The organism is Cytobacillus gottheilii (genome assembly GCF_900166665.1).
In the GTDB taxonomy this organism is placed as follows: Bacteria; Bacillota; Bacilli; order Bacillales; family Cytobacillaceae; genus Cytobacillus; species Cytobacillus gottheilii_A.
This window is the reverse complement of sequence record NZ_LT800494.1, coordinates 2,906,484-2,926,127: the sequence shown is the minus strand read 5'-3', so window position 1 is coordinate 2,926,127 and position 19,644 is coordinate 2,906,484. Positions and strand designations below refer to the sequence as shown.

Genomic DNA, 19,644 nt, shown 5'->3' with positions numbered 1-19,644 from the left:
TCTTTTTTGATAGAATGGTTTTGTTTAACTGAAGTACGCCATAGTTTAAGTACATAATTTCACTAACCTATAAAAACGGGTTTCATTTATTACAGGAATGCTGCCCGGTTAGTTACACTATAGATCTACCTAACAAATTAAATAGAAGGAAGATACTTTTTCAATTCATTCCAGGCTTCCAAATACTTATTTAGATCGTGGGGATGAACCTTAATACATACACCAATTCGTGTGTACAACTGGAAAAGTACTTCATCCAAAATCCTTTCCTCAGTAAAGTCATTACTGTTGTTCCATAAAGGAAATAATGAAAAAAGTGTATCTAAATTCAAACTATCTGGAGATGAACAAAACGCATATGTAAAATCGTAAACTTTAGGTCCGATTAAAGGAGATGGGTCAATTACACCTTTTAACCTATTAGAAAAGAATACAAAATTATGAACACCAGTATCTCCGTGTAGATAATATTTATCTTCTTGCTTATAAGATGTTTTCAATTTATTTAACAACATCATTACTTTATTATGATCGCTCATTGGGAGTATGTTTCCTATGTTGTGTTGGGCAGATTCAAAACTCGCTTGGTTAAAGTCTGACCAAGATTTCCTCGGTATTCCCTGTATTCTCCCCCAAGAAAGATCTTTCTCAACTTGATGGTATTTAATGAATAACTCTTTTATTAACACAGTCATCCATTCTAATTTAGGACCGCGATTATAATGTGTATCTCCAGAAATATAACTATAGACAATAAATTCTTGTTTATCATCGATATAATGAATGGATGGTAACAACTTTACATCTTTATATGTAGTAAGAAAGAGATTGGTAGAACTTATAATCTTAGAATCATCAATTTTCACGACATAAGTTGGAACCTTTTCGATTAGAAGAGTGTATATTGTGCCGTTGGTGGTGCCACTATTTAATCTCTTTAATTCTAAATCTTCTTTGGTTATCAACCCTTCATTTATTAATAAGTCAACAATTCCTTTTATATGCTTCATCCATTTATCCTCATTATTCAATTTATTTAACTGCATATAATAAAAGTTCGATATCTTTATTCAACTATCCTGCCCAATTTATTACATAAGAAAAGCTGCCTTATATGACAGCCGTAGCACATTTCTTCAAAATTCTCATTTAGATGTAATCCTTAAAAAATACCCATCCGGATCGGCAATTTTGAATCCTCTCATTTCCCAAGGATATTTTTCTATCTCAACTTCAATTGGGTAATTGTAATCCATACACCGTTGATAAACTGATTCTAATTCTTCAACAACAATAATGAATTCAAACCCTTTTCCTCTCATATCTCCCTTTACACCTTTATTAAAATAATGATCATCAGCTAAAATGGTTTCAGAAGTAAGTAATAATGAAAAACAATCATAATTGAAGCGTGCAGAACGTTCGCTTCTTCCATAGAGTTCTAATCCAATGATATTTTGATAAAAGCTTATAGATTTTTCAATATCCCTTATATACAATTCAACTCTAAAGAGCACACTCATATTACCATTCCTCTCTTAATTCAATTAATTTAAGATTTTGTACATGTAAGTGAATCAAATAAATAGACACTTTTGCATGGTCTAAGCTGACTTCTAATATCTCATCAAATACTTCAAGTATCAGACTTAACCTTACAAATATTGCATTTATTATAATATACATCTTGAAATAATTGTATAATTATTCCATAATTAGGTGAGGGCATAAGATTCAAAGCATCTAGATTATATCCTCTAATACGTTTAAGGGAGTGATGGTGTTTGGTTAAGAACGAACAAATCGAGAAGCGAGTGAGAGGTTTATATTTCTAGTTAAAAAACCTCTCATAAGCTCATGGGAGGCAAACGGATATGATGTACTCAAAAAACATGATTCAAGGAATTGAACTTACTAGAGAAAACTTTTATAGAGCGGCAAATCTTTTTGAACCTTTGAAACATCATTTATCAATTAAAGGTGTCATTAAAGGTACTGTGCCAGGCAGGGTTTTTCTGTCTAATGACTGTAAAACAGCGTTGTTGTCAAACCCTCAAGGGATTTTTTTAGGGGGGAGTACAGAGAACAATCTATTTTTTGAAGAAACCAATAATTTAGTCAAAGAGGAGCTGTTACCTGGGCTTGTCTCAAAGGGAGAGCTAGACTATGTACTATTTTATCCTACAGATGAAAAATGGAATGGCGTTCTTCAGATCGTTATGAAGGATTTATTGCCTATGAGAAGTGGGAGACTGACATTCACTCACAATTTGAGCAGTATGGACATTCCCGCTGATAATAGCATTTTTCCGATAAATGGAAACTTGTTGCAACGTCAAGACGTAATAGGGCTTAGTGATGTAATAAGTGAAATACTAGAGAACTGGCCTTCAATAGAAACATATGAGAATAAGGGGTTTGGTTGTGTCGCTATACAAGATACGCAGCAGGGGCCGACTATTATTAGCTGGTGCCTAACGGATTGGGTAGTTGATGATGAGTGTGAAATAGGTATTGAAACAGAAGAAAACTATCAGCGTAACGGGTGGGCACGAAAAACAGCATTAGGTACACTCATGCTCGCAAAACAGAGAGGTATCAGAAAAGTTGGTTGGCAGTGCTGGTCAAACAACATAGCTTCTCAGCGAACAGCTCTGTCTGTTGGTTTCAAACTGCTGGCGGATTTCCCTGTTCTATTTGGATGGAATCATCCTTTAAACAACCTCCTTGTCAACGGAAATCATTATATGCGTGGTGATTATAGGTATGACGTGGAGATAGATTATGCCCGTGCGGCTTGGAGTTATGCTCAAGCACTTGATAAAGGCTGGGACTGGAATGGAGATAGGGCATTATATTGGAATGCAGCCTGTATGTTTTATTTGACCGGCGAAAAGGAACAAGCAAAACATTATTATAAAAAGGCTATAGAAATGGGCTGGAAAGATATCCACCAGCCACATTATCATGAATATGTTTATAGAGAAGAGAATAGCGAACAGATCGCACGCATACTTTCAGAGTCACTCAAGAATTAGTATAGCAAATAGCGCCTTATTCACTTAAATACTTTTAGCAGATAATTTTAGTTAATATTAAATATTTTAACAATTAAAATTATAACAGAGGTTGCTTCTGAAATTTGATTTTTAGCGTTTTTCAGAATAACCTCTCTTTTTACTGCTTTAATTAAAATATCCTGTTTTATTACTTTAACAATGATCCGAATTTTGAACACAAGTTAAATTTATATCTTCAACTAACCTGGCCCGATTATTACATAAGTAAAGTCGGCTGGATAGGTAGGCGATCTTAACCATAAGCACCTGTTTGGTTAAGTGCAATACTTCATAACCTTTTATTTTCACATATAATAAAAGCTAATTTATCAGAAGAATTACTTTTCCCAATCCTCTAAAAGTCCCCAAGTAATAGTAGGATTTCCTTTTAGTGACCTCATTGAACCTACATACACATTTTCAGTAGATTTGCCTATTTCCTTGTAGTGTTTAACTATTTCAATAGTAGTGGCTGAGACATTTTTCCTTAAAATATCGTTATAGCCTACCCATGCTAATGAACCTTCATCACTCTCAATTAAGGTATTAATTTTTGATACATTTCCAAAGAAAACATATTGTAATCGAATTTCTTGATTTTCCTTTATTCTATGTACGATATATCTAAGTTTTAGATTTTCTATGAATTCCCTTTTCAATCCAGTTTCTTCCTCAATCTCTCGTAAACAAGCCTCTTGAGGTTCATTTATTTCATGGCCTTCAATATGTCCGCCTATTGGGACTAAGAAACCTGCAAAGAAAGAGTCTTTTGACTTTTTTTGAAGAAACAAAACATCTTGATCTTCACTTAAAAGAAAAACGACAGCCATTTGTCTAAGTCTCAAATATGCAACCTCCTTTAAACTTTAAATACATATTCATATTCTATTATTAAACTTCACAATCTTTCTTCAAGTAAACTGCCCCCTGTAGTTGAAGAGGATTGAGATCTCAATTGATACTAATGTAAGGTATGTTTACTGAAATAAACCAAATATCCAAACTATCAAATACATTGGAACAGCAACAATTATGATTCCTGTAAGTAAATAGCTAATCGACCCTATCATGAATTTAAAAATATCAAATATAGCACCTGCTAAATCATCCATAAATTTCAAATATAAAGCCCTCCCTGAAAGGAATTTTGTTAGTTCAACAATAACATAATTTTCCTTTTTGGGAATAAAATTTATACAGCCTTTTTAATAATCCTGCCACTTTCCTTAAAGAACTGAATCATCTCTATATATAACTAGAAAATTACAACTTTACAATAAATGGATATGTTGCTATTATATCTAAAACTATGGCTTTTTTCTAAAAGTTTGTTGTTTTTGGATAAGTTTTCTATTTGATAACAGACTCGTTGATTGGAGCAGAAGGTGCGAGACTCCTGCGGGAGAAGTGGGATAGGTGAGACACCGCAGGAGCGTAAGTGACGAGGAGGCTCAGCGCCCACCCGCGGAAAGCGAGCGCCTGGAGCGGAAATCAACTTCTACTCATTTATGTTCACACAACAATGTTTACGAAAACAGCCAAAACTAAAGAAGCGTGGTACATCAGTTGTTTGTTTTGTGAGAATATCTAAATTTAATACTTCGATACTCAAACTGAACTTAACGAAGCTAAGGAGTGAAAAAAATTAATTTAGAAAATAGCGGGAGGATTATATGTTCAGGGCCTATTGGAAAAATTTCTTGTATATCCTTGATCACAAATTAAATGTACTAGTGGAGTGCTGGAAGGAAGGTTTGTACATTCAAGGCATTATTCATGATTTATCTAAATTTTCACCTAAAGAATTTTTCCCATATGCAAAAAAATTCTTCTCAGATGGCGAGTTAAATCAGGAAGATGAAATGAAGTGGAAATACGCTTGGCTGCACCATCAGCATAAAAATAAACATCATGCTGAATATTGGGTTGTAGACCCGCAAAATAAAACAGCCTTGCCAATGCCTAAGAAATATCTCATTGAAATGGTCTGTGACTGGCGTTCGTTTTCCAGGAGTTGGGGAAGAAAAGTGAAACCATCAACTGTAGACCCAAGCGCCAGACTTGTGCTGCATCCTGATTCCAGAAAAGAGTTAGAGATAATCTTGGAGAGAAAGAGAAAAGAAGATGCAGAATATCACGATAGGGAGTGAATTATACAGTGAAGAATAAAAGGTTTCCTTTTAGATTAATAGAACAAAAAGGACAAACAAGTAATTTGGTCATTGTTTTGCCAGGAGCAGGCTACACAACGCAAGCTCCGTTACTGCATTTTACTACTGGAATATTTTATTCCAAAGGGTTTGATGTACTTCATATAAACTATGGATTTAGCAGAGAAGAAATGGCAGAACTAAACGCTGACGATTTTACAAGAGATGTGTATCATGCAATTGAAGGTGCCATCAAAGATAAACATTATAATCAGTTTTATATAGTGGCGAAATCGATCGCAACTATTGCATTAAGCGTTCTGCTTCATAACCCGGTATTTCATCATGCAAAAGCAGTCTGGCTGACTCCGTTGCTGCAAAGAGATGATGTCTTTAATAGCATGGTAAATAGTGAACAAGAAGGACTTTGTATTATTGGGGATCGTGATCCTTGTTTTATAGAAGAACGATTTGAACTATTGAGGAAGAATAATAATCTAACATTAAGTTTGATTGGAGATGGAAATCACACTTTAGAGATAGATGGTCAACCCTTGAAATCTATTGATATATTAAAAGATGTGATGGCTGATATTGATGGGTTTTAAGGAGTAGAGGAATTTTGCGATTAAGCAAACTGGTATGTAACGTTCTCTTCAAACACAGTTGCTTTGGTTGGATATTATTTATCTCATAAATAAGCGGAAGAATTCCGCTTAAATCGTAAAATCACTCAAATTTGGCTAAAATAGACGGAGGAATTCCGACTAACTAACATAAAAACGTGAAAAATAGGCGATTTTATTCTAAATAACCGGAATATCTCCGCTTATTTTGTACGAAAATAGCTCGATTTTGGAAATAACGGTAAAATCTCCGCTTATTTTTCACTGGTTTCATCATCTGGAGGGCAAGAAGAGAAAAATTAATGAGGTCTAGCCAAAAAGAAGAGCGTCTCTGCTTAAAATCAGAAACGCTCTTAATTGTTTAATACGGTTCATTGCCTAAAATATCTTCAATTACCTCAGCAAGGATATCAACGGTTCTATATTCCTCTTCTAATGTGTTTCCAACTCCGCCAATTTCAATCAATACGGATTGTTCAATGAGGTCTTGGTTATACGTATTCTGTTTGCTTGTATCGGCTTTTATAAGAACTCCTCTTGACAAAGTGGGATATTTTTCTTCTATTTTACTGTGAAGGAGTTCTGCAAATTCTAAATTATCTTCAAAAAAGTCACTTGATTGAGAAACAACAAATGCAGTCCGAGGATAGTCTTTACCGTTTAATGTGACGGTGGTATCAATTCTTTTGGCTGAATCTCTGTGTATGTCAAATGCCATTTTAATACTCTGGTTTTTTTCAAGAGCAGCATTTAAAGGATCTCTTGAAACGGTATAACTTTGGCTAAACGGCAAGCCTTTTTCGTCTAAAATCCCCATTATATCCGTTTCATCGTGGATTGAGTTAACTCCCTTGTTTAACAATGATTGGCGCAGTCTCTCTCCAACTAATGAAATATTTCTATCTTCATGGAATGCCTGATTGGCGTCATCCGTTTTTGCTTCTGAAAAAAATGACTCTGTATTGTGTGAATGGTAAATGAATACTAGCGGGTCTTGATGGTTAACGATTGACTGAGGTTTTTCTTCTTTTCCTAAAGAGGAGAGGGAACTGGTGAATAGATTTGTTTCTCCATAAAAGAAAAACCACGATAAGGCAAGTGTACAAATAGCAATGCTGGCTGAAGCTATAGGAAATCGTTTGATTTTTTTCTTTCTGTTTAATTTTCGTGCCCTTTGTTTTAATTTATTTGAAGTGGACTCAACAAATTCTTCCCTAGGCTCTAGTGGGTAGGTTTCTTTCATTAGTTTAAAAATGTCCTTATCCCTTTGCATTTTCGATCACCTCCACAGATTTCATGTCTAACTTTTTTCTTAGTTCTTTTATGGCTCTATGATAGTCTACCTTCACCTTTGACTCACTGCATTGAAGGATGAAAGAGGTTTCCTTAATTGAAAATTCATTGATTCCTCTTAAAATGACGACCGCTCTATAATGGGGTTTTAATCTTGAAATGGCAGTGTGTACCAGTTCTTTTAATTCGTTTTGTTCAACTATTTCATTTGGTTCTTTTTCAAGAGATCTAAATTGTTTGAAAAACCCATCAGTGAAAAGGGATGAAAATCTTTTTTTTCGATAGTGGTCAACAGCGACATGTTTGGCAATTGAGAAGATCCATGTTTTCACGTTAATTAAGCTTGGTATAGTAGAAGAATTGTTTAAGACACGCATAAATACTTCTTGAGTTAAGTCCTCTGCATCATTTTGATTGCCAGAAAAACAGATTAGGAATCGATATACTTCCAAATAATGACGATTATAAAGCTGATGAATCATTTTTTCTAAATTTTCCTGATCATGCAAATGATTTCCCCCTTTCTTTTTTTCTTTACACTAATAACTCGTTTGAGCCTATCGAAAAGTTACAAGAATTTTTACTAAGCTTATAGTGAATGATTTATATATATTTTCTTGGCGATTTATCATTTTCCTTTAAAAGGGAAGGGGGAGGTAAAATAAATGGGCAAACACAACTCGTAAAAAGTGGTTGGGACAAAACAAAATTAATATTCTAAAACACGATTATTCAATATCTTAGTTAAGGTATTTAAACAAGTCCGTTCCACCTGCGCTGCGTTCCCTCGCTTTCCGTGGGGAGGAAGTTGAGCCTCCTCGAAGCAAAGCTTCTGCGGGGTCTCAACTTTTCCTCTATTGCCCACAGGAGTCGAGGGTCCTCCGCTCCATTTCACTCATGTTAATAAAATATATTTTTTAATCATAAAAAGACCGAATGGCTAGAAAGATGACTAACCATTCGGTTCTATGGGTGTGTTAAATACTTATGTCACATCCTCTTGTTTATCGTCTCATAAACTTTTATAAATCTGCTTAAATGAAACACAAAAGGTAGGGTTTCGGGAATAGTCTTTTATTCTAATGCCTGATTCATGATGGTGGAGTTCGGAATTCACAAATCACTTCTGATTCCTGAACTCAGCATGGTTTAGCCTTTTCAGGAATTACTCACCCTCAATTTTAATTTATTCACAAGAATTGCCTACCCAAACTCTATTTCACACAACATCTCTAATCACTTTTTCAACCGCAAAACCTCATCCTCGCTAGGTGTCACATACACAGTCTGCTGCTGTTCATAGATCACGTAACCTGGTTTAGCTCCATTTGGTTTTTTTACATGGCGAACACGTGTGTAATCAACTGGAACAGAGCTGGAGCTGCGGGCTTTGCTGAAGTATGCAGCAAGGACAGCCGCTTCAAGGATTGTTTCGTCACTAGGCTCTTTGGTGCGAATGACGACGTGTGAACCAGGAATATCCTTTGTATGAAGCCAGATTTCATCGCGGCCAGCAAGTTTGTTCGTTAAGTAGTCGTTTTGTTTGTTGTTTTTGCCAACCAGAATTTCTGTTCCATCCCCAGCTGTGTATGTATCAAGGGTTGGTTTGACATTTTGCTGTTTCTTGCCGTTTCGTTTTTGCTTTTGCTTGATATAGCCTTCTTCCATCAGCTCTTCCCGTATTTCTTCGATATCCCTTGGGGAGGCTGTTTGGATTTGCTGCAGCAGGCTATCAAAATATGCGGCTTCTTCCTTTGCTTTATCAATTTGCTCATGCACGATAGCAATGGAGTTTTTCGCTTTCGTGTACCTCTTAAAATAGCTTTGCGCATTTTCAGAAGGCGTTTTTTTAGGATCAAGCGGAATCTCAGCGGTTGCGCCGTTTTCGTCATAATAATTGATTACTTCAGTGCTTTTCATGCCTTTTTCGATGCTGTACATGTTTGCTGTAATAAGCTCTCCAAAAAGCTGATGCTGATCTGCGTTTGCAGCTTCTGTTAATGTACGCTCTAACTTCTTGATTTTCTTCTCGTTTTTCTCTTTTTCCGTCTGCATAAAACGTTCCAGATCGCTTGATTGCTGCTTTACCCGGTCGCGCTCTGCTTTGCCAAAATAAAAACGGTCAAGCATCGCGCTTAATGATGGGTATGAATAGGATTGCCCATTGGCATGCTCGAGCGGAAATAAATAGAAGCTTTCTTTATTTTCGTTCACTGTAATGGAAGGGGTATAGGCGTGTTCTTCCACCTTTTTCATAAGTGTCATGAAAGCTTTTGGTATGGTCGTCCGGTTTGCAAGTCCTGCATGAAACAATGCTTCTTTAGCAAGCAAAGGCGACAGGCCGCTGAAGGCTGAAACAAGCTGTTTATCGATTTTTCCGCTGTTAAAATCAATTTTTCTTAAAATATCATCTTCATCTGCAGCAAAGGGATTTGCTTTATGCTGTGCAGGCGGAAGTTTGTATTCCTGTCCAGGCAAAAGGGCACGGTGACTATTGATGGCAAAGGATACATGCTTAATGCTGTCTAAGATCATGTTTCGTTCCTTATCAACAAGCGTAATATTGCTGTGGCGACCCATAATTTCTACAATCAGCTGTTTGCTTGAGACATCGCCGATTTCGTTTCTTCCTTTAACCTCAAATATAATAATCCGGTCCAGTTCAACTTGATGAACATTTTCTAAAATATATCCTTCCAAATGCTTGCGAAGCAGCATGCAAAACATTGGGGGAGTGGCTGGGTTATCATATGCTTCATTTGTTAGCTGAACACGTGAATAGCTTGGGTGTGCTGACAGCAGCAGTTTATGATTTTTCCCGCCCGCTCTGATCATCAAAATAATTTCATTTTTATATGGCTGATGAACCTTGTTGATTCTTCCGCCTGTTAATGACTCTGACAATTCCTTTGTCATCGCCCTCGTAAATAGTCCGTCAAAAGACATGTAAAACATCCTCTACTTTAAATTTCAATCAATATGTATGAATCATATCATTTTTTTGGACGAGTATGAATAAGCTTTGTTGAGAGGCAGAGTTTTAACAATTTATCGCATGTGAGTATGATAAGGGGGAAGTGTGATGTCCGGATGAAGTTCCATGAAATGAATGAGCGCGAGGTTGAGCAGGCTCTAAGCAGCAGTATGAAAGAAGGCTTAACTGAAGATGATGCAAGGAAACGACTCAAACAATACGGATATAATGAATTAGAAGAAGGAGAAAAGCAATCCGCTTTGCTCTTATTTTTTAGTCAATTCAAAGATTTTATGGTTATTGTCCTGCTGGCAGCAACCCTTATTTCTGGATTGCTAGGTGAATATATTGATGCAATCGCTATTATTGCCATTGTCATCGTGAATGGATTTTTAGGCTTTTACCAGGAGCGCAGAGCAGAAAAGTCGCTGGATGCTCTGAAAGAGTTATCAGCACCACAGGTTATGGCCTTAAGGGATGGGGAATGGGTGAAAATTCCTTCAAAAGAAGTGGTGCCAGGTGACATAATGAAATTTACTTCAGGAGACCGAGTGGGTGCTGATGTAAGAATTATCGAGTCAAACAGTTTAGAAATTGAAGAATCAGCATTAACGGGTGAATCTCTTCCTGTTTCTAAATCTGTCGGCAGCATAAAAGCAGCCAACATTGGCATTGGTGATATGGAAAATATGGCGTTCATGGGAACGATGATCACACGCGGCAGCGGATTAGGACTAGTTGTCGGGACAGGAATGAAAACAGCCATGGGGCAAATTGCAGATCTGCTGCAAAGTGCTGAAACGATGATTACCCCATTGCAGAGAAAGCTTGAGCAGCTTGGAAAAATTCTGATTGTGGCAGCCCTGCTTTTAACCGTTTTAGTGGTGGCAGTAGGTGTGCTTCAAGGTCAGGAATTATATACGATGTTCTTAGCAGGAGTCAGCTTGGCGGTAGCAGCTATTCCTGAAGGGCTGCCAGCTATTGTTACAGTCGCACTGTCCTTAGGTGTACAGCGGATGATTAAGAAAAAGGCGATTGTGCGTAAGCTTCCTGCGGTCGAGACGCTTGGCTGTGCATCTGTTATTTGTTCTGATAAAACAGGAACGATGACGCAGAACAAAATGACGGTGACAGATATTTGGTCTGGCGGTAAACAGTGGAAGGTAGATGGAGTCGGCTATGAGCCTCAAGGGCAGTTTTACCGAAATGAATCAAGGATCGATCCAAAAGATGATAAAACCCTGCAGCAAATGCTGATGTTTGGCATGCTGTGTAATCACGCTGAAGTAAAACAGAAAGAAAAAGAATATATTGTTGACGGTGATCCGACTGAAGGCGCGTTATTAGTGGCTGCTATGAAAGCGGGCTATAGCCGCGGCAGTCTTTTAAACCAATACAGTATCATTAACGAATTTCCGTTCGATTCAACAAGAAAGATGATGAGTATTGTTGTGAAAGATCAAAATGGCCGCCAATTCATCGTAACAAAAGGGGCGCCGGATGTGTTAGCGGGCGTCAGCGATTCAATCCTATGGAATGGCAGACGTCAGCTGCTGTCTAAGGATATGGCAGGAAACATTCAAAATGCTATTGAAGAGCTAGCTTCTAATGCACTTAGAACAATTGCAATTGCGTTTAAAGAAATACCTGCTAACACAGTTATTTTAGAAGAAAGTGAAGCAGAGAAGAACTTAACTTTTATCGGTTTGCAGGGAATGATTGATCCGCCGCGTCCTGAGGTGAAGCAAGCTGTTAAGGAATGTAAGGAAGCAGGCATTAAAACCGTCATGATCACTGGAGATCATGTGATTACGGCTACTGCGATTGCGAAGCAGCTTGGTATTTTAACAGGATCTTCAAAGGTGATGGAAGGAAAATCACTTGCAGATATGTCAGTAGAAGAGCTTGAAGATGTGGTTGAAGATGTGACTGTGTTTGCACGTGTTTCTCCAGAACATAAATTGAAGATTGTTAAAGCGCTCCAAAACCGCGGTCATATTGTTGCGATGACAGGGGATGGCATCAATGATGCACCAGCGATTAAGGCTGCAGATATTGGCATTGCAATGGGAATTACAGGTACAGATGTAGCAAAAGAAGCATCCTCACTTGTGCTGCTTGATGATAACTTTGCAACAATCAAGTCAGCAATCAAAGAAGGACGAAATATTTACGAAAACATCCGTAAATTTATTCGCTATTTGCTGGCATCGAATGTAGGGGAGATCCTCGTTATGCTTTTTGCGATGCTGCTTGCGCTGCCGCTGCCGCTTGTACCTATTCAAATTCTATGGGTCAATCTTGTAACAGACGGATTGCCAGCAATGGCGCTTGGACTGGATAAGCCTGAGGACGATGTGATGAAGCGGAAACCGCGTGATCCAAAAGAAGGCGTCTTTTCAAGAGGACTTGGATGGAAGGTTGTTTCAAGAGGTTTCCTCATTGGGATTGTTACGCTGCTTGCCTTTATGTTTGCATATGAAGCACATCCTGATCATCTTGCTTATGCACAAACCGTTGCATTTGCAACATTGGTAATGGCACAGCTTATTCATGTGTTTGATTGCCGCAGTGAAAAATCCGTGCTGTCGCGTAATCCGTTTGGCAATAAATATTTAGTATGGGCCGTCATTTCTTCTGTTCTGCTTATGCTTGCTGTTATCTATTATCCGCCGCTGCAGCCAATTTTCCATACGGTGTCAATTGAAGCGAAGGATTGGTTAATGATCCTAGGATTATCAGCAGTTCCAACATTTTTACTTGCCTTTTCATTTTTGCTAAGTAAAAAGAAATAAAGTATGATATAATCCTTAAGGTAGTAGAGATGCGCTCTATTACCTTCTTTTTTATTTAAACAAGATTTCCGCCAGCACATTGGCAAATAACATACATATGAACAAAGAATGTTGTTTTACAAAGGAAGTGTATATAAATGGTCAGAAGTATGACTGGTTTCGGCCGCAGTAAAAAGGAACATGACCTTTTTACCATCACCATCGAAATCAAAACGGTTAATCATCGATTCGCAGAATATATGATGCGTTTGCCAAAGCAGTATGTACACTTTGAGGAAAAAGTTAAAAAACGGCTTTCAAAATCCATTAAACGTGGTAGAATAGAAATATTTTCAGCAGTGACAAAAGAAGGCGCATCCGCTAAGGAAATGGTGATTGATTGGCCGCTGCTGCATCAGTACTATGAAAACATGAAGAAAATCAGTGAAAAATACGATCTTTCTGGACTTACCGTACAAGATTTAATGCGGGAAGAGTTTTTGTACATAGAAGAAAGCGAGGTTTCAAGCGCTGAATTCGAACCTCTGTTTATAGAGGCCGTTGAGGAAGCGTGCGAACAGCTTGTTGCTATGCGAATGGCAGAAGGAGAAGAATTGAAAAAGGATTTCCTTAACCTGCTTTCACTTCTGAAAAATTGTGTTTCTCAATTAAATGAGTATGCACCTTCTGTCGTACAAAAGTACGAGGAACGCTTAAAAAAGAAAATGCAAGAGTATCTGGCAGGAGAATTGGATGAATCACGAATCGCAGCTGAAGCCGCTATATTTGCGGATAAATCCGATATTAATGAGGAGCTAACCAGATTGCAAAGCCATATTCAGCAATTCAGCCAGACCTTGGATACAGAAGGCTCTATAGGCAGAAAACTCGATTTTCTCCTGCAGGAAATGAATCGGGAAGCCAATACCATCGGGGCAAAAGCAAATGATGCGCATATTGCCTCTGAAGTGGTAGAAATGAAGAGCCTGCTGGAAAAAATGAAGGAACAAGTGCAAAATATTGAATAGAAGTTGTTTATGAACGGCCTTTAACGGCAAAAATAAATAACTGATGATTGGAGGAAGCTATGTCAATCAAATTAATTAATATTGGCTTTGGAAACATTGTTTCTGCCAATAGAATTATATCCATCGTCAGCCCTGAGTCTGCACCTATTAAAAGAATCATTCAAGATGCTCGTGATCGGGGATCTTTAATCGATGCGACATATGGGAGAAGAACAAGAGCTGTCATTGTGATGGACAGTGACCATGTGATTCTATCGGCTGTACAGCCAGAAACGGTTGCGGCTAGATTATATGATCGCGATGAAATTGTAGAGGAAGGATAGAACAGGATGAAAAATGACAAAGGCTTACTAATCGTCCTATCCGGTCCATCAGGTGTCGGCAAAGGAACAGTCAGGAAAGAAATTTTTTCCCAGCCTGACACAGCTTTCGAATATTCCATTTCCATGACAACCAGAAACCCGCGTGAAGGCGAAGTGGATGGCGTGGATTATTTTTTCAAATCAAGAGAAGATTTTGAACAGCTGATTAAAGATGATAAATTGCTGGAATATGCAGAGTTTGTAGGCAATTATTATGGTACACCTGTAGATTATGTGAGAGAAACCATCAATCAGGGGAAGGATGTTTTTCTTGAAATTGAAGTGCAGGGTGCACGCCAAGTACGCGAGAAATTCCCTGACGGATTATTCATCTTTCTCGTTCCTCCAAGCTTGTCTGAATTGAAAAATAGAATTGTGACAAGAGGAACAGAAACCATTGATGTCATCAACAACCGCATGAATGCGGCAAAAGAAGAAATCGAAATGATGAATTTATACGATTATGTGGTTGAAAATGATCAAATTGATCTCGCTTGTGAAAGAATTAAAGCAATTGTTGTGGCAGAACATTGCCGCAGAGAACGAGTAGAGCCAAGATATATTAAAATGCTGGAGGTAGAATAAACATGCTTGATCCATCTATTGATTCCTTAATGACAAAAATTGATTCTAAATATTCCTTAGTATCTGTAGCAGCGAAACGCGCTCGCCAGCTTCAAGTGAATCCAGAGTACCAGCTCAGCAACTATGTTTCTCATAAAAACGTAGGAAAAGCTCTGGAAGAAATTAATGCAGACGAATTGCTTTACCGCCTTAAAGAAGACGTTACAGATTGATTGTAATACCTGTCCTGCTGTTATAAGATACTGTTGATGCTGTAGACTTAAATACGATTCAGCCTACACATACAGCAAAGGAAAAACCTCGAAATAACAACCTCTCATCAAGGTTGTTATTTTTATTGCCTGTTTTTGAAAACAGAGAATATAAAAGGCGTTACTGCCCTTTATAACTTGATATGAAGGAATGTAAAGACTGTCGAATTTTCACAGCAGCATAAAATGAAATAGATGAAATAAATCCATGGTTCGAGGATAATAGAGAAAAGAATGTTGATCTGTTTAAATGGGGGGAACGAACATGCTTAATGGAAAAAAGATTCTGCTGTGTGTAACTGGCGGGATTGCCGTATACAAAGCAGCGGCGCTCACTAGCAAGCTTACACAGGCGGGTGCAGACGTTAAAGTGATCATAAGCGATTCAGCCCAAAACTTTGTTGCACCTCTCACGTTCCAAGCATTGTCGCGAAATGATGTCTATTACGATACATTTGATGAAAAAGATTCAAAAGTGATTGCACATATCGATCTTGCGGATTGGGCTGACCTTATTTTAATCGCCCCTGCAACAGCAAACATGATTGGAAAACTGGCAAACGGCATTGCTGATGATATGATTTCGACTACATTGCTGGCGGCAACAGCGCCGATCTGGATAGCACCTGCCATGAATGTTCATATGTACGCTCATCCAGCAGTTCAAAAAAATATTCAAACATTAGCTGACTTTGGCTATTCCTATATAGAACCTAGTGAAGGCTATCTTGCTTGCGGTTATATTGGGAAAGGCAGACTAGAAGAGCCGGAGAAAATTGTTGAACATATGAAATCATATTTTTCTAATTCCAATAAACCTCTTTCAGGTAAAAAAATTGTGGTTACTGCCGGACCAACCCGGGAGAAAATTGATCCCGTCCGCTATCTGACCAATCATTCGTCAGGAAAAATGGGCTACGCTATTGCAGAAGCTGCTAAACAGCTTGGCGGGAATGTGACCCTTATTTCAGGCCCAGTTTCCATTCAGCCTCCAGCTGGTGTTAGAGTTGTGAGCGTAGAAAGTGCGGAAGAAATGTACCAAGCGGTATTGCAGGAATATGATGATGCGCACATTGTAGTCAAAACCGCAGCAGTGGCCGATTACAGACCCAAAAACGCATCTGATCATAAAATGAAAAAACAGCCTGGCGAAGAAGTACTCCAGCTTGAGCGAACAAAAGATATTTTATTTGAATTGGGGCAAAAGAAGAAGAATCAGCTCTTAATTGGATTTGCTGCTGAAACGGATCATCTTGAGGAATACGCCTCCAAAAAGCTGAAAAAGAAGAATGCTGATATGATCGTTGCGAATAACGTGAAAACAGAAGGTGCAGGATTTGGAACAGATACAAACATTGTCACTCTCTATAAAAAGGACGGAAGTGTAATTGAACTGCCGCTCCTAGATAAAAAAACAGTAGCGATGAAGATACTAGAAGAAGCTATCCAGCTATTGGGAGAACATGAGTAATGAATGTTGCACGTGTCATTGTAGATGTTCCAGCTAAACAAACGGACAAGCCCTTTGATTATCTGATCCCAGATCACCTTATTGATCTCATTAAACCTGGAATGCGGGTAATCGTTCCTTTTGGTCCAAGAAAAATTCAAGGCTTTGTTGTTGATATTAAGGCAGAGTCAGCATTCAACTCCTTAAAGGAACTGATCGAGCCAATGGATCTAAATCCAATTTTAAATAAGGAATTGCTTTCCCTTGGAGATTGGCTTTCGGATCACACCCTCAGCTATAAGATTTCTGCTTATCAAGCAATGCTTCCGGCCGCGTTAAAAGCGAAATATGAAAAAAAGCTGAAACGAATTGATCTAACAGATCATTTAGATCCTTCTATAAAAATGCTTTTCTCACATCATGAGACGATCAGTTGGGATGAAGCAACAAGCCATGCATCATTGCGCACGCTGCAAAAAGCGGTAGCAGACGGAAGCATTGAACTAATATATGAAGTAAAAGAACGCGTGAAAAAGAAGAAATTAAAGGCCATCTATTGTTCAGAGCGTGCTCTGCTCCAAGATTGGATCGATTCGCTGCCAGCAAATGCAGCAAAACAAAAAGAAGTATTATCCTATTTTCTCGAACAGGAAGGACCTGTATTTCAAAAAGAAATCGAAGACGTATTAGAAGTGTCTTCAGCAGTCATCAAAGGACTTGTAAAAAAAGGAATGCTGTCTGAAACCTATTTAGAGGTGTATAGAGATCCTTTTGCGGAGCGCCAGTTTTCTAGTACGGTCCCGCTTTCCTTAACAGAGGAGCAGCATAAAGCGATTATTCCAATCTGGCATTCTGTTGAGCAGCATGAGCATGATGTGTTTCTTCTATATGGTGTGACAGGAAGCGGAAAGACGGAAGTATATTTGCAATCCATTCAGCGTGTGCTCGAACAAGGCAGAGAAGCGATTGTGCTCGTTCCTGAAATTTCTTTAACTCCGCAAATGGTTACTAGATTTAAAGGCAGATTCGGCGACAAAGTGGCTGTTTTGCACAGCGGACTTTCTGCTGGAGAAAAATATGATGAATGGCGGAAGATTCAGCGCAAGGAAGTCAGTGTTGCGGTAGGAGCACGTTCTGCCATTTTTGCTCCTTTTGAGAACCTTGGCATTATTATTATTGATGAAGAACATGAAACAAGCTATAAGCAGGAGGAAAACCCCCGGTACCATGCCAGAGATGTGGCGATTGAAAGGGCGAAAACGTATCGCTGTCCAGTTGTGCTTGGCAGTGCAACTCCTGCTCTTGAAACATTTGCACGAGCCCAAAAAGGTGTGTACAAGCTGCTCAAGCTGCCAAAGAGGATGAACAACCAAGCGCTTCCAGGTGTTAATATTATTGATATGAGAGAGGAGCTGCGCGAAGGGAACCGTTCCATGTTTTCCAGAGTGCTGCTTGAAAAATTAAGAGAGCGAATTGAGAAAAAAGAACAGACTGTCTTATTTTTAAACAAACGGGGTCATTCATCCTTTGTTATGTGCAGAGACTGCGGTTATGTCATCAATTGCCCAAATTGTGATATCTCATTAACGTATCATCAATACAGCAGGCAAATGAAATGCCATTATTGCGGACATGAGGACCATGTTCCTTCCTCTTGCCCAGAATGCGGGAGTGAGCATATCCGTTATTTTGGCACGGGTACACAAAAGGTCGAAGAAGAGCTAGTGAAGGTGCTGCCAGAGGCAAAAGTTATCCGGATGGATGTGGATACGACAAGCAGAAAAGGCGCACATGAAAAGCTGCTGGACCAATTCCAGCAGGGACATGCAGATATTTTGCTTGGCACACAAATGATTGCCAAGGGACTTGATTTTCCGAACATCACGCTTGTAGGCGTTCTTTCAGCAGATACAATGCTGCATTTGCCTGATTTTCGGTCTTCCGAAAAAACCTTTCAGCTCTTAACGCAAGTGAGCGGACGAGCGGGCAGGCATGAACTTGAGGGCGAAGTGATCATTCAAACGTACACACCTGAGCATTATAGTGTAGAATTGGCTGGTACGCAGGATTATGACCGTTTTTATGATAAGGAAATGATGATCCGCAAAATTCATAAATATCCGCCCTTCTATTATATATCCTTAATTACAGTCAGCCATGAACAGCTGATGAAAGCTGTGGCAGTAACAGAAAAAATAACAGGATGGGTACGAACAAAACTATCAGACGAAGCAGTTGTCCTTGGGCCAGTTGCATCGCCAATTCCCCGCATCAACAATAGATATCGATATCAATGTCTGGTAAAATACAAACGGGAACCACAGCTAAATGGCGCTCTAAAAACGGTACTCGACCAATACCAGCAAGAAATAGCCACCGGCGGCCTGCAAATATCCATAGACGTAAACCCGTTTATCTTAATGTAGAAGCCATTTATAAATAACGGTGGTTTTACATTTTTAAAAGTATATTTAGCAGATTAAATGTTGATTGAAACGGAAGGGTACGAGACTCCTGCGGGACGAGTGGGGAGCTGAGACCCCGCAGGAGCATTGCGACGAGGAGACTCAGCACCCGCCCCGCCGGAAAACGAGTGCGCTGAAGTGGAAATCTATGAACATTTAAGTTAAAAACAGTTTATAAAAAGGATGACTGTTAATTGAATCGAGTCGATCAGCAGATTAAATGTTGATTGAAACGGAATGGTGCGAGACTCCTGCGGGACGAGTGGGGAGCTGAGACCCCGCAGGAGCGCAAGCGACGAGGAGGCTCAGCACCCGCCCCGCCGGAAAGCGAGTGCGCTGAAGTGGAAATCTATGAACATTTAAGTTAAAAACAGTTTATAAAAAGGATGACTGTTTTATTAAAATCGAGTCAATTAGCAGACTACATGTTGATTGAAACGGAATGGTGCGAGACTCCAGCGGGACGAGTGGGGAGCTGAGACCCCGCAGGAGCGCAAGCGACGAGGAGGCTCAGCACCCGCCCCGCCGGAAAGCGAGTACCATGAAGTGGAAATCCCTGCTATTTCATAGTGTTTAATCTAATTTCAAAGAAACACTTATGAACTTATAGAAATTTGTGAAAACTAC

Annotated in this window: 16 protein-coding genes; 10 read left to right on the top strand and 6 right to left on the bottom strand. The window is 38.9% G+C overall.

Translation table 11 applies throughout. From position 1 onward, the window contains the following. Positions 1-137: 137 nt before the first annotated feature. Positions 138-1,010, bottom strand: a complete 873-nt coding sequence (locus B7E07_RS14390) for a hypothetical protein (RefSeq protein WP_080846509.1) — start codon at positions 1,008-1,010, stop codon at positions 138-140. A 135-nt stretch (positions 1,011-1,145) separates the two neighbouring features. After that, on the bottom strand, positions 1,146-1,523 hold the full coding sequence (locus tag B7E07_RS14385; protein WP_066446779.1) for a VOC family protein: 378 nt from the start codon (positions 1,521-1,523) through the stop codon (positions 1,146-1,148). Between the two features lie 351 nt (positions 1,524-1,874). Here B7E07_RS14385 and B7E07_RS14380 point away from each other — a divergent pair, with 351 nt between their 5' ends. Further along, the gene (locus B7E07_RS14380) at positions 1,875-3,038 is read left to right on the top strand and encodes a GNAT family N-acetyltransferase (RefSeq protein ID WP_306807564.1); all 1,164 of its coding nucleotides are present in this window, start codon (positions 1,875-1,877) and stop codon (positions 3,036-3,038) included. Positions 3,039-3,397: 359 nt separating this feature from the next. Here B7E07_RS14380 and B7E07_RS14375 read toward each other — a convergent pair whose 3' ends face one another. Further along, entirely contained in the window at positions 3,398-3,904 is a 507-nt protein-coding gene (locus B7E07_RS14375) for an NUDIX domain-containing protein (protein WP_080846508.1), read from the bottom strand. A gap of 828 nt (positions 3,905-4,732) precedes the next feature. On the opposite strand from B7E07_RS14375, the gene B7E07_RS14370 reads away from it, so the two are divergent. Together B7E07_RS14370 and B7E07_RS14365 are read left to right on the top strand one after the other, a co-directional pair. Continuing rightward, the gene (locus B7E07_RS14370; protein WP_080846507.1) at positions 4,733-5,209 is read left to right on the top strand and encodes a DUF5662 family protein; all 477 of its coding nucleotides are present in this window, start codon (positions 4,733-4,735) and stop codon (positions 5,207-5,209) included. A gap of 8 nt (positions 5,210-5,217) precedes the next feature. After that, a complete protein-coding gene (locus B7E07_RS14365) occupies positions 5,218-5,817 on the top strand; it encodes an alpha/beta hydrolase (RefSeq protein WP_257391458.1) in 600 nt (199 codons plus the stop codon). Between the two features lie 379 nt (positions 5,818-6,196). Here the strand turns inward: B7E07_RS14365 and spoIIP are convergent, their stop codons facing one another. From spoIIP to B7E07_RS14350, 3 genes are all read right to left on the bottom strand, one after another. After that, entirely contained in the window at positions 6,197-7,108 is a 912-nt protein-coding gene (gene spoIIP, locus B7E07_RS14360; RefSeq protein ID WP_080846505.1) for a stage II sporulation protein P, read from the bottom strand. Further along, on the bottom strand, positions 7,095-7,637 hold the full coding sequence (locus B7E07_RS14355; protein WP_139785640.1) for an RNA polymerase sigma factor: 543 nt from the start codon (positions 7,635-7,637) through the stop codon (positions 7,095-7,097). The genes spoIIP and B7E07_RS14355 overlap by 14 nt, the downstream gene beginning before the upstream one ends. A 727-nt stretch (positions 7,638-8,364) precedes the next feature. Then, a complete protein-coding gene (locus B7E07_RS14350; RefSeq protein ID WP_080846504.1) occupies positions 8,365-10,074 on the bottom strand; it encodes an Rqc2 family fibronectin-binding protein in 1,710 nt (569 codons plus the stop codon). 144 nt (positions 10,075-10,218) lie between these two features. On the opposite strand from B7E07_RS14350, the gene B7E07_RS14345 reads away from it, so the two are divergent. The 7 genes from B7E07_RS14345 (at position 10,219) to priA (ending at position 18,978) form a co-directional block, all read left to right on the top strand. Further along, a complete protein-coding gene (locus B7E07_RS14345) occupies positions 10,219-12,897 on the top strand; it encodes a calcium-translocating P-type ATPase, SERCA-type (protein WP_080846503.1) in 2,679 nt (892 codons plus the stop codon). Between the two features lie 137 nt (positions 12,898-13,034). Continuing rightward, the gene (locus B7E07_RS14340) at positions 13,035-13,904 is read left to right on the top strand and encodes a YicC/YloC family endoribonuclease (protein ID WP_080846502.1); all 870 of its coding nucleotides are present in this window, start codon (positions 13,035-13,037) and stop codon (positions 13,902-13,904) included. Between the two features lie 59 nt (positions 13,905-13,963). After that, the gene (gene remA, locus B7E07_RS14335; RefSeq protein WP_066446766.1) at positions 13,964-14,227 is read left to right on the top strand and encodes an extracellular matrix/biofilm regulator RemA; all 264 of its coding nucleotides are present in this window, start codon (positions 13,964-13,966) and stop codon (positions 14,225-14,227) included. 6 nt (positions 14,228-14,233) lie between these two features. Beyond that, entirely contained in the window at positions 14,234-14,851 is a 618-nt protein-coding gene (gene gmk / locus B7E07_RS14330; protein WP_080846501.1) for a guanylate kinase, read from the top strand. Between the two features lie 2 nt (positions 14,852-14,853). After that, entirely contained in the window at positions 14,854-15,063 is a 210-nt protein-coding gene (gene rpoZ, locus B7E07_RS14325) for a DNA-directed RNA polymerase subunit omega (protein WP_080846500.1), read from the top strand. Positions 15,064-15,367: 304 nt separating this feature from the next. Beyond that, a complete protein-coding gene (gene coaBC, locus B7E07_RS14320; protein WP_080846499.1) occupies positions 15,368-16,573 on the top strand; it encodes a bifunctional phosphopantothenoylcysteine decarboxylase/phosphopantothenate--cysteine ligase CoaBC in 1,206 nt (401 codons plus the stop codon). After that, positions 16,573-18,978 (top strand): primosomal protein N', encoded by a 2,406-nt coding sequence (gene priA, locus B7E07_RS14315; RefSeq protein ID WP_080846498.1) that lies wholly within the window; start codon positions 16,573-16,575, stop codon positions 18,976-18,978. The genes coaBC and priA overlap by 1 nt, the downstream gene beginning before the upstream one ends. Positions 18,979-19,644: the final 666 nt, after the last annotated feature.

What these genes read in the sequence shown, in the direction of transcription:
- B7E07_RS14390 (WP_080846509.1), bottom strand. Translation starts at nt 1,010, where the DNA reads ATGAAGCATATAAAAGGAATTGTTGACTTATTAATAAATGAAGGGTTG.
- B7E07_RS14385 (WP_066446779.1), bottom strand. Translation starts at nt 1,523, where the DNA reads ATGAGTGTGCTCTTTAGAGTTGAATTGTATATAAGGGATATTGAAAAA.
- B7E07_RS14380 (WP_306807564.1), top strand. Translation starts at nt 1,875, where the DNA reads ATGATGTACTCAAAAAACATGATTCAAGGAATTGAACTTACTAGAGAA.
- B7E07_RS14370 (WP_080846507.1), top strand. Translation starts at nt 4,733, where the DNA reads ATGTTCAGGGCCTATTGGAAAAATTTCTTGTATATCCTTGATCACAAA.
- spoIIP (WP_080846505.1), bottom strand. Translation starts at nt 7,108, where the DNA reads ATGCAAAGGGATAAGGACATTTTTAAACTAATGAAAGAAACCTACCCA.
- B7E07_RS14350 (WP_080846504.1), bottom strand. Translation starts at nt 10,074, where the DNA reads ATGTCTTTTGACGGACTATTTACGAGGGCGATGACAAAGGAATTGTCA.
- B7E07_RS14345 (WP_080846503.1), top strand. Translation starts at nt 10,219, where the DNA reads ATGAAGTTCCATGAAATGAATGAGCGCGAGGTTGAGCAGGCTCTAAGC.
- B7E07_RS14340 (WP_080846502.1), top strand. Translation starts at nt 13,035, where the DNA reads ATGGTCAGAAGTATGACTGGTTTCGGCCGCAGTAAAAAGGAACATGAC.
- remA (WP_066446766.1), top strand. Translation starts at nt 13,964, where the DNA reads ATGTCAATCAAATTAATTAATATTGGCTTTGGAAACATTGTTTCTGCC.
- gmk (WP_080846501.1), top strand. Translation starts at nt 14,234, where the DNA reads ATGAAAAATGACAAAGGCTTACTAATCGTCCTATCCGGTCCATCAGGT.
- rpoZ (WP_080846500.1), top strand. Translation starts at nt 14,854, where the DNA reads ATGCTTGATCCATCTATTGATTCCTTAATGACAAAAATTGATTCTAAA.
- coaBC (WP_080846499.1), top strand. Translation starts at nt 15,368, where the DNA reads ATGCTTAATGGAAAAAAGATTCTGCTGTGTGTAACTGGCGGGATTGCC.
- priA (WP_080846498.1), top strand. Translation starts at nt 16,573, where the DNA reads ATGAATGTTGCACGTGTCATTGTAGATGTTCCAGCTAAACAAACGGAC.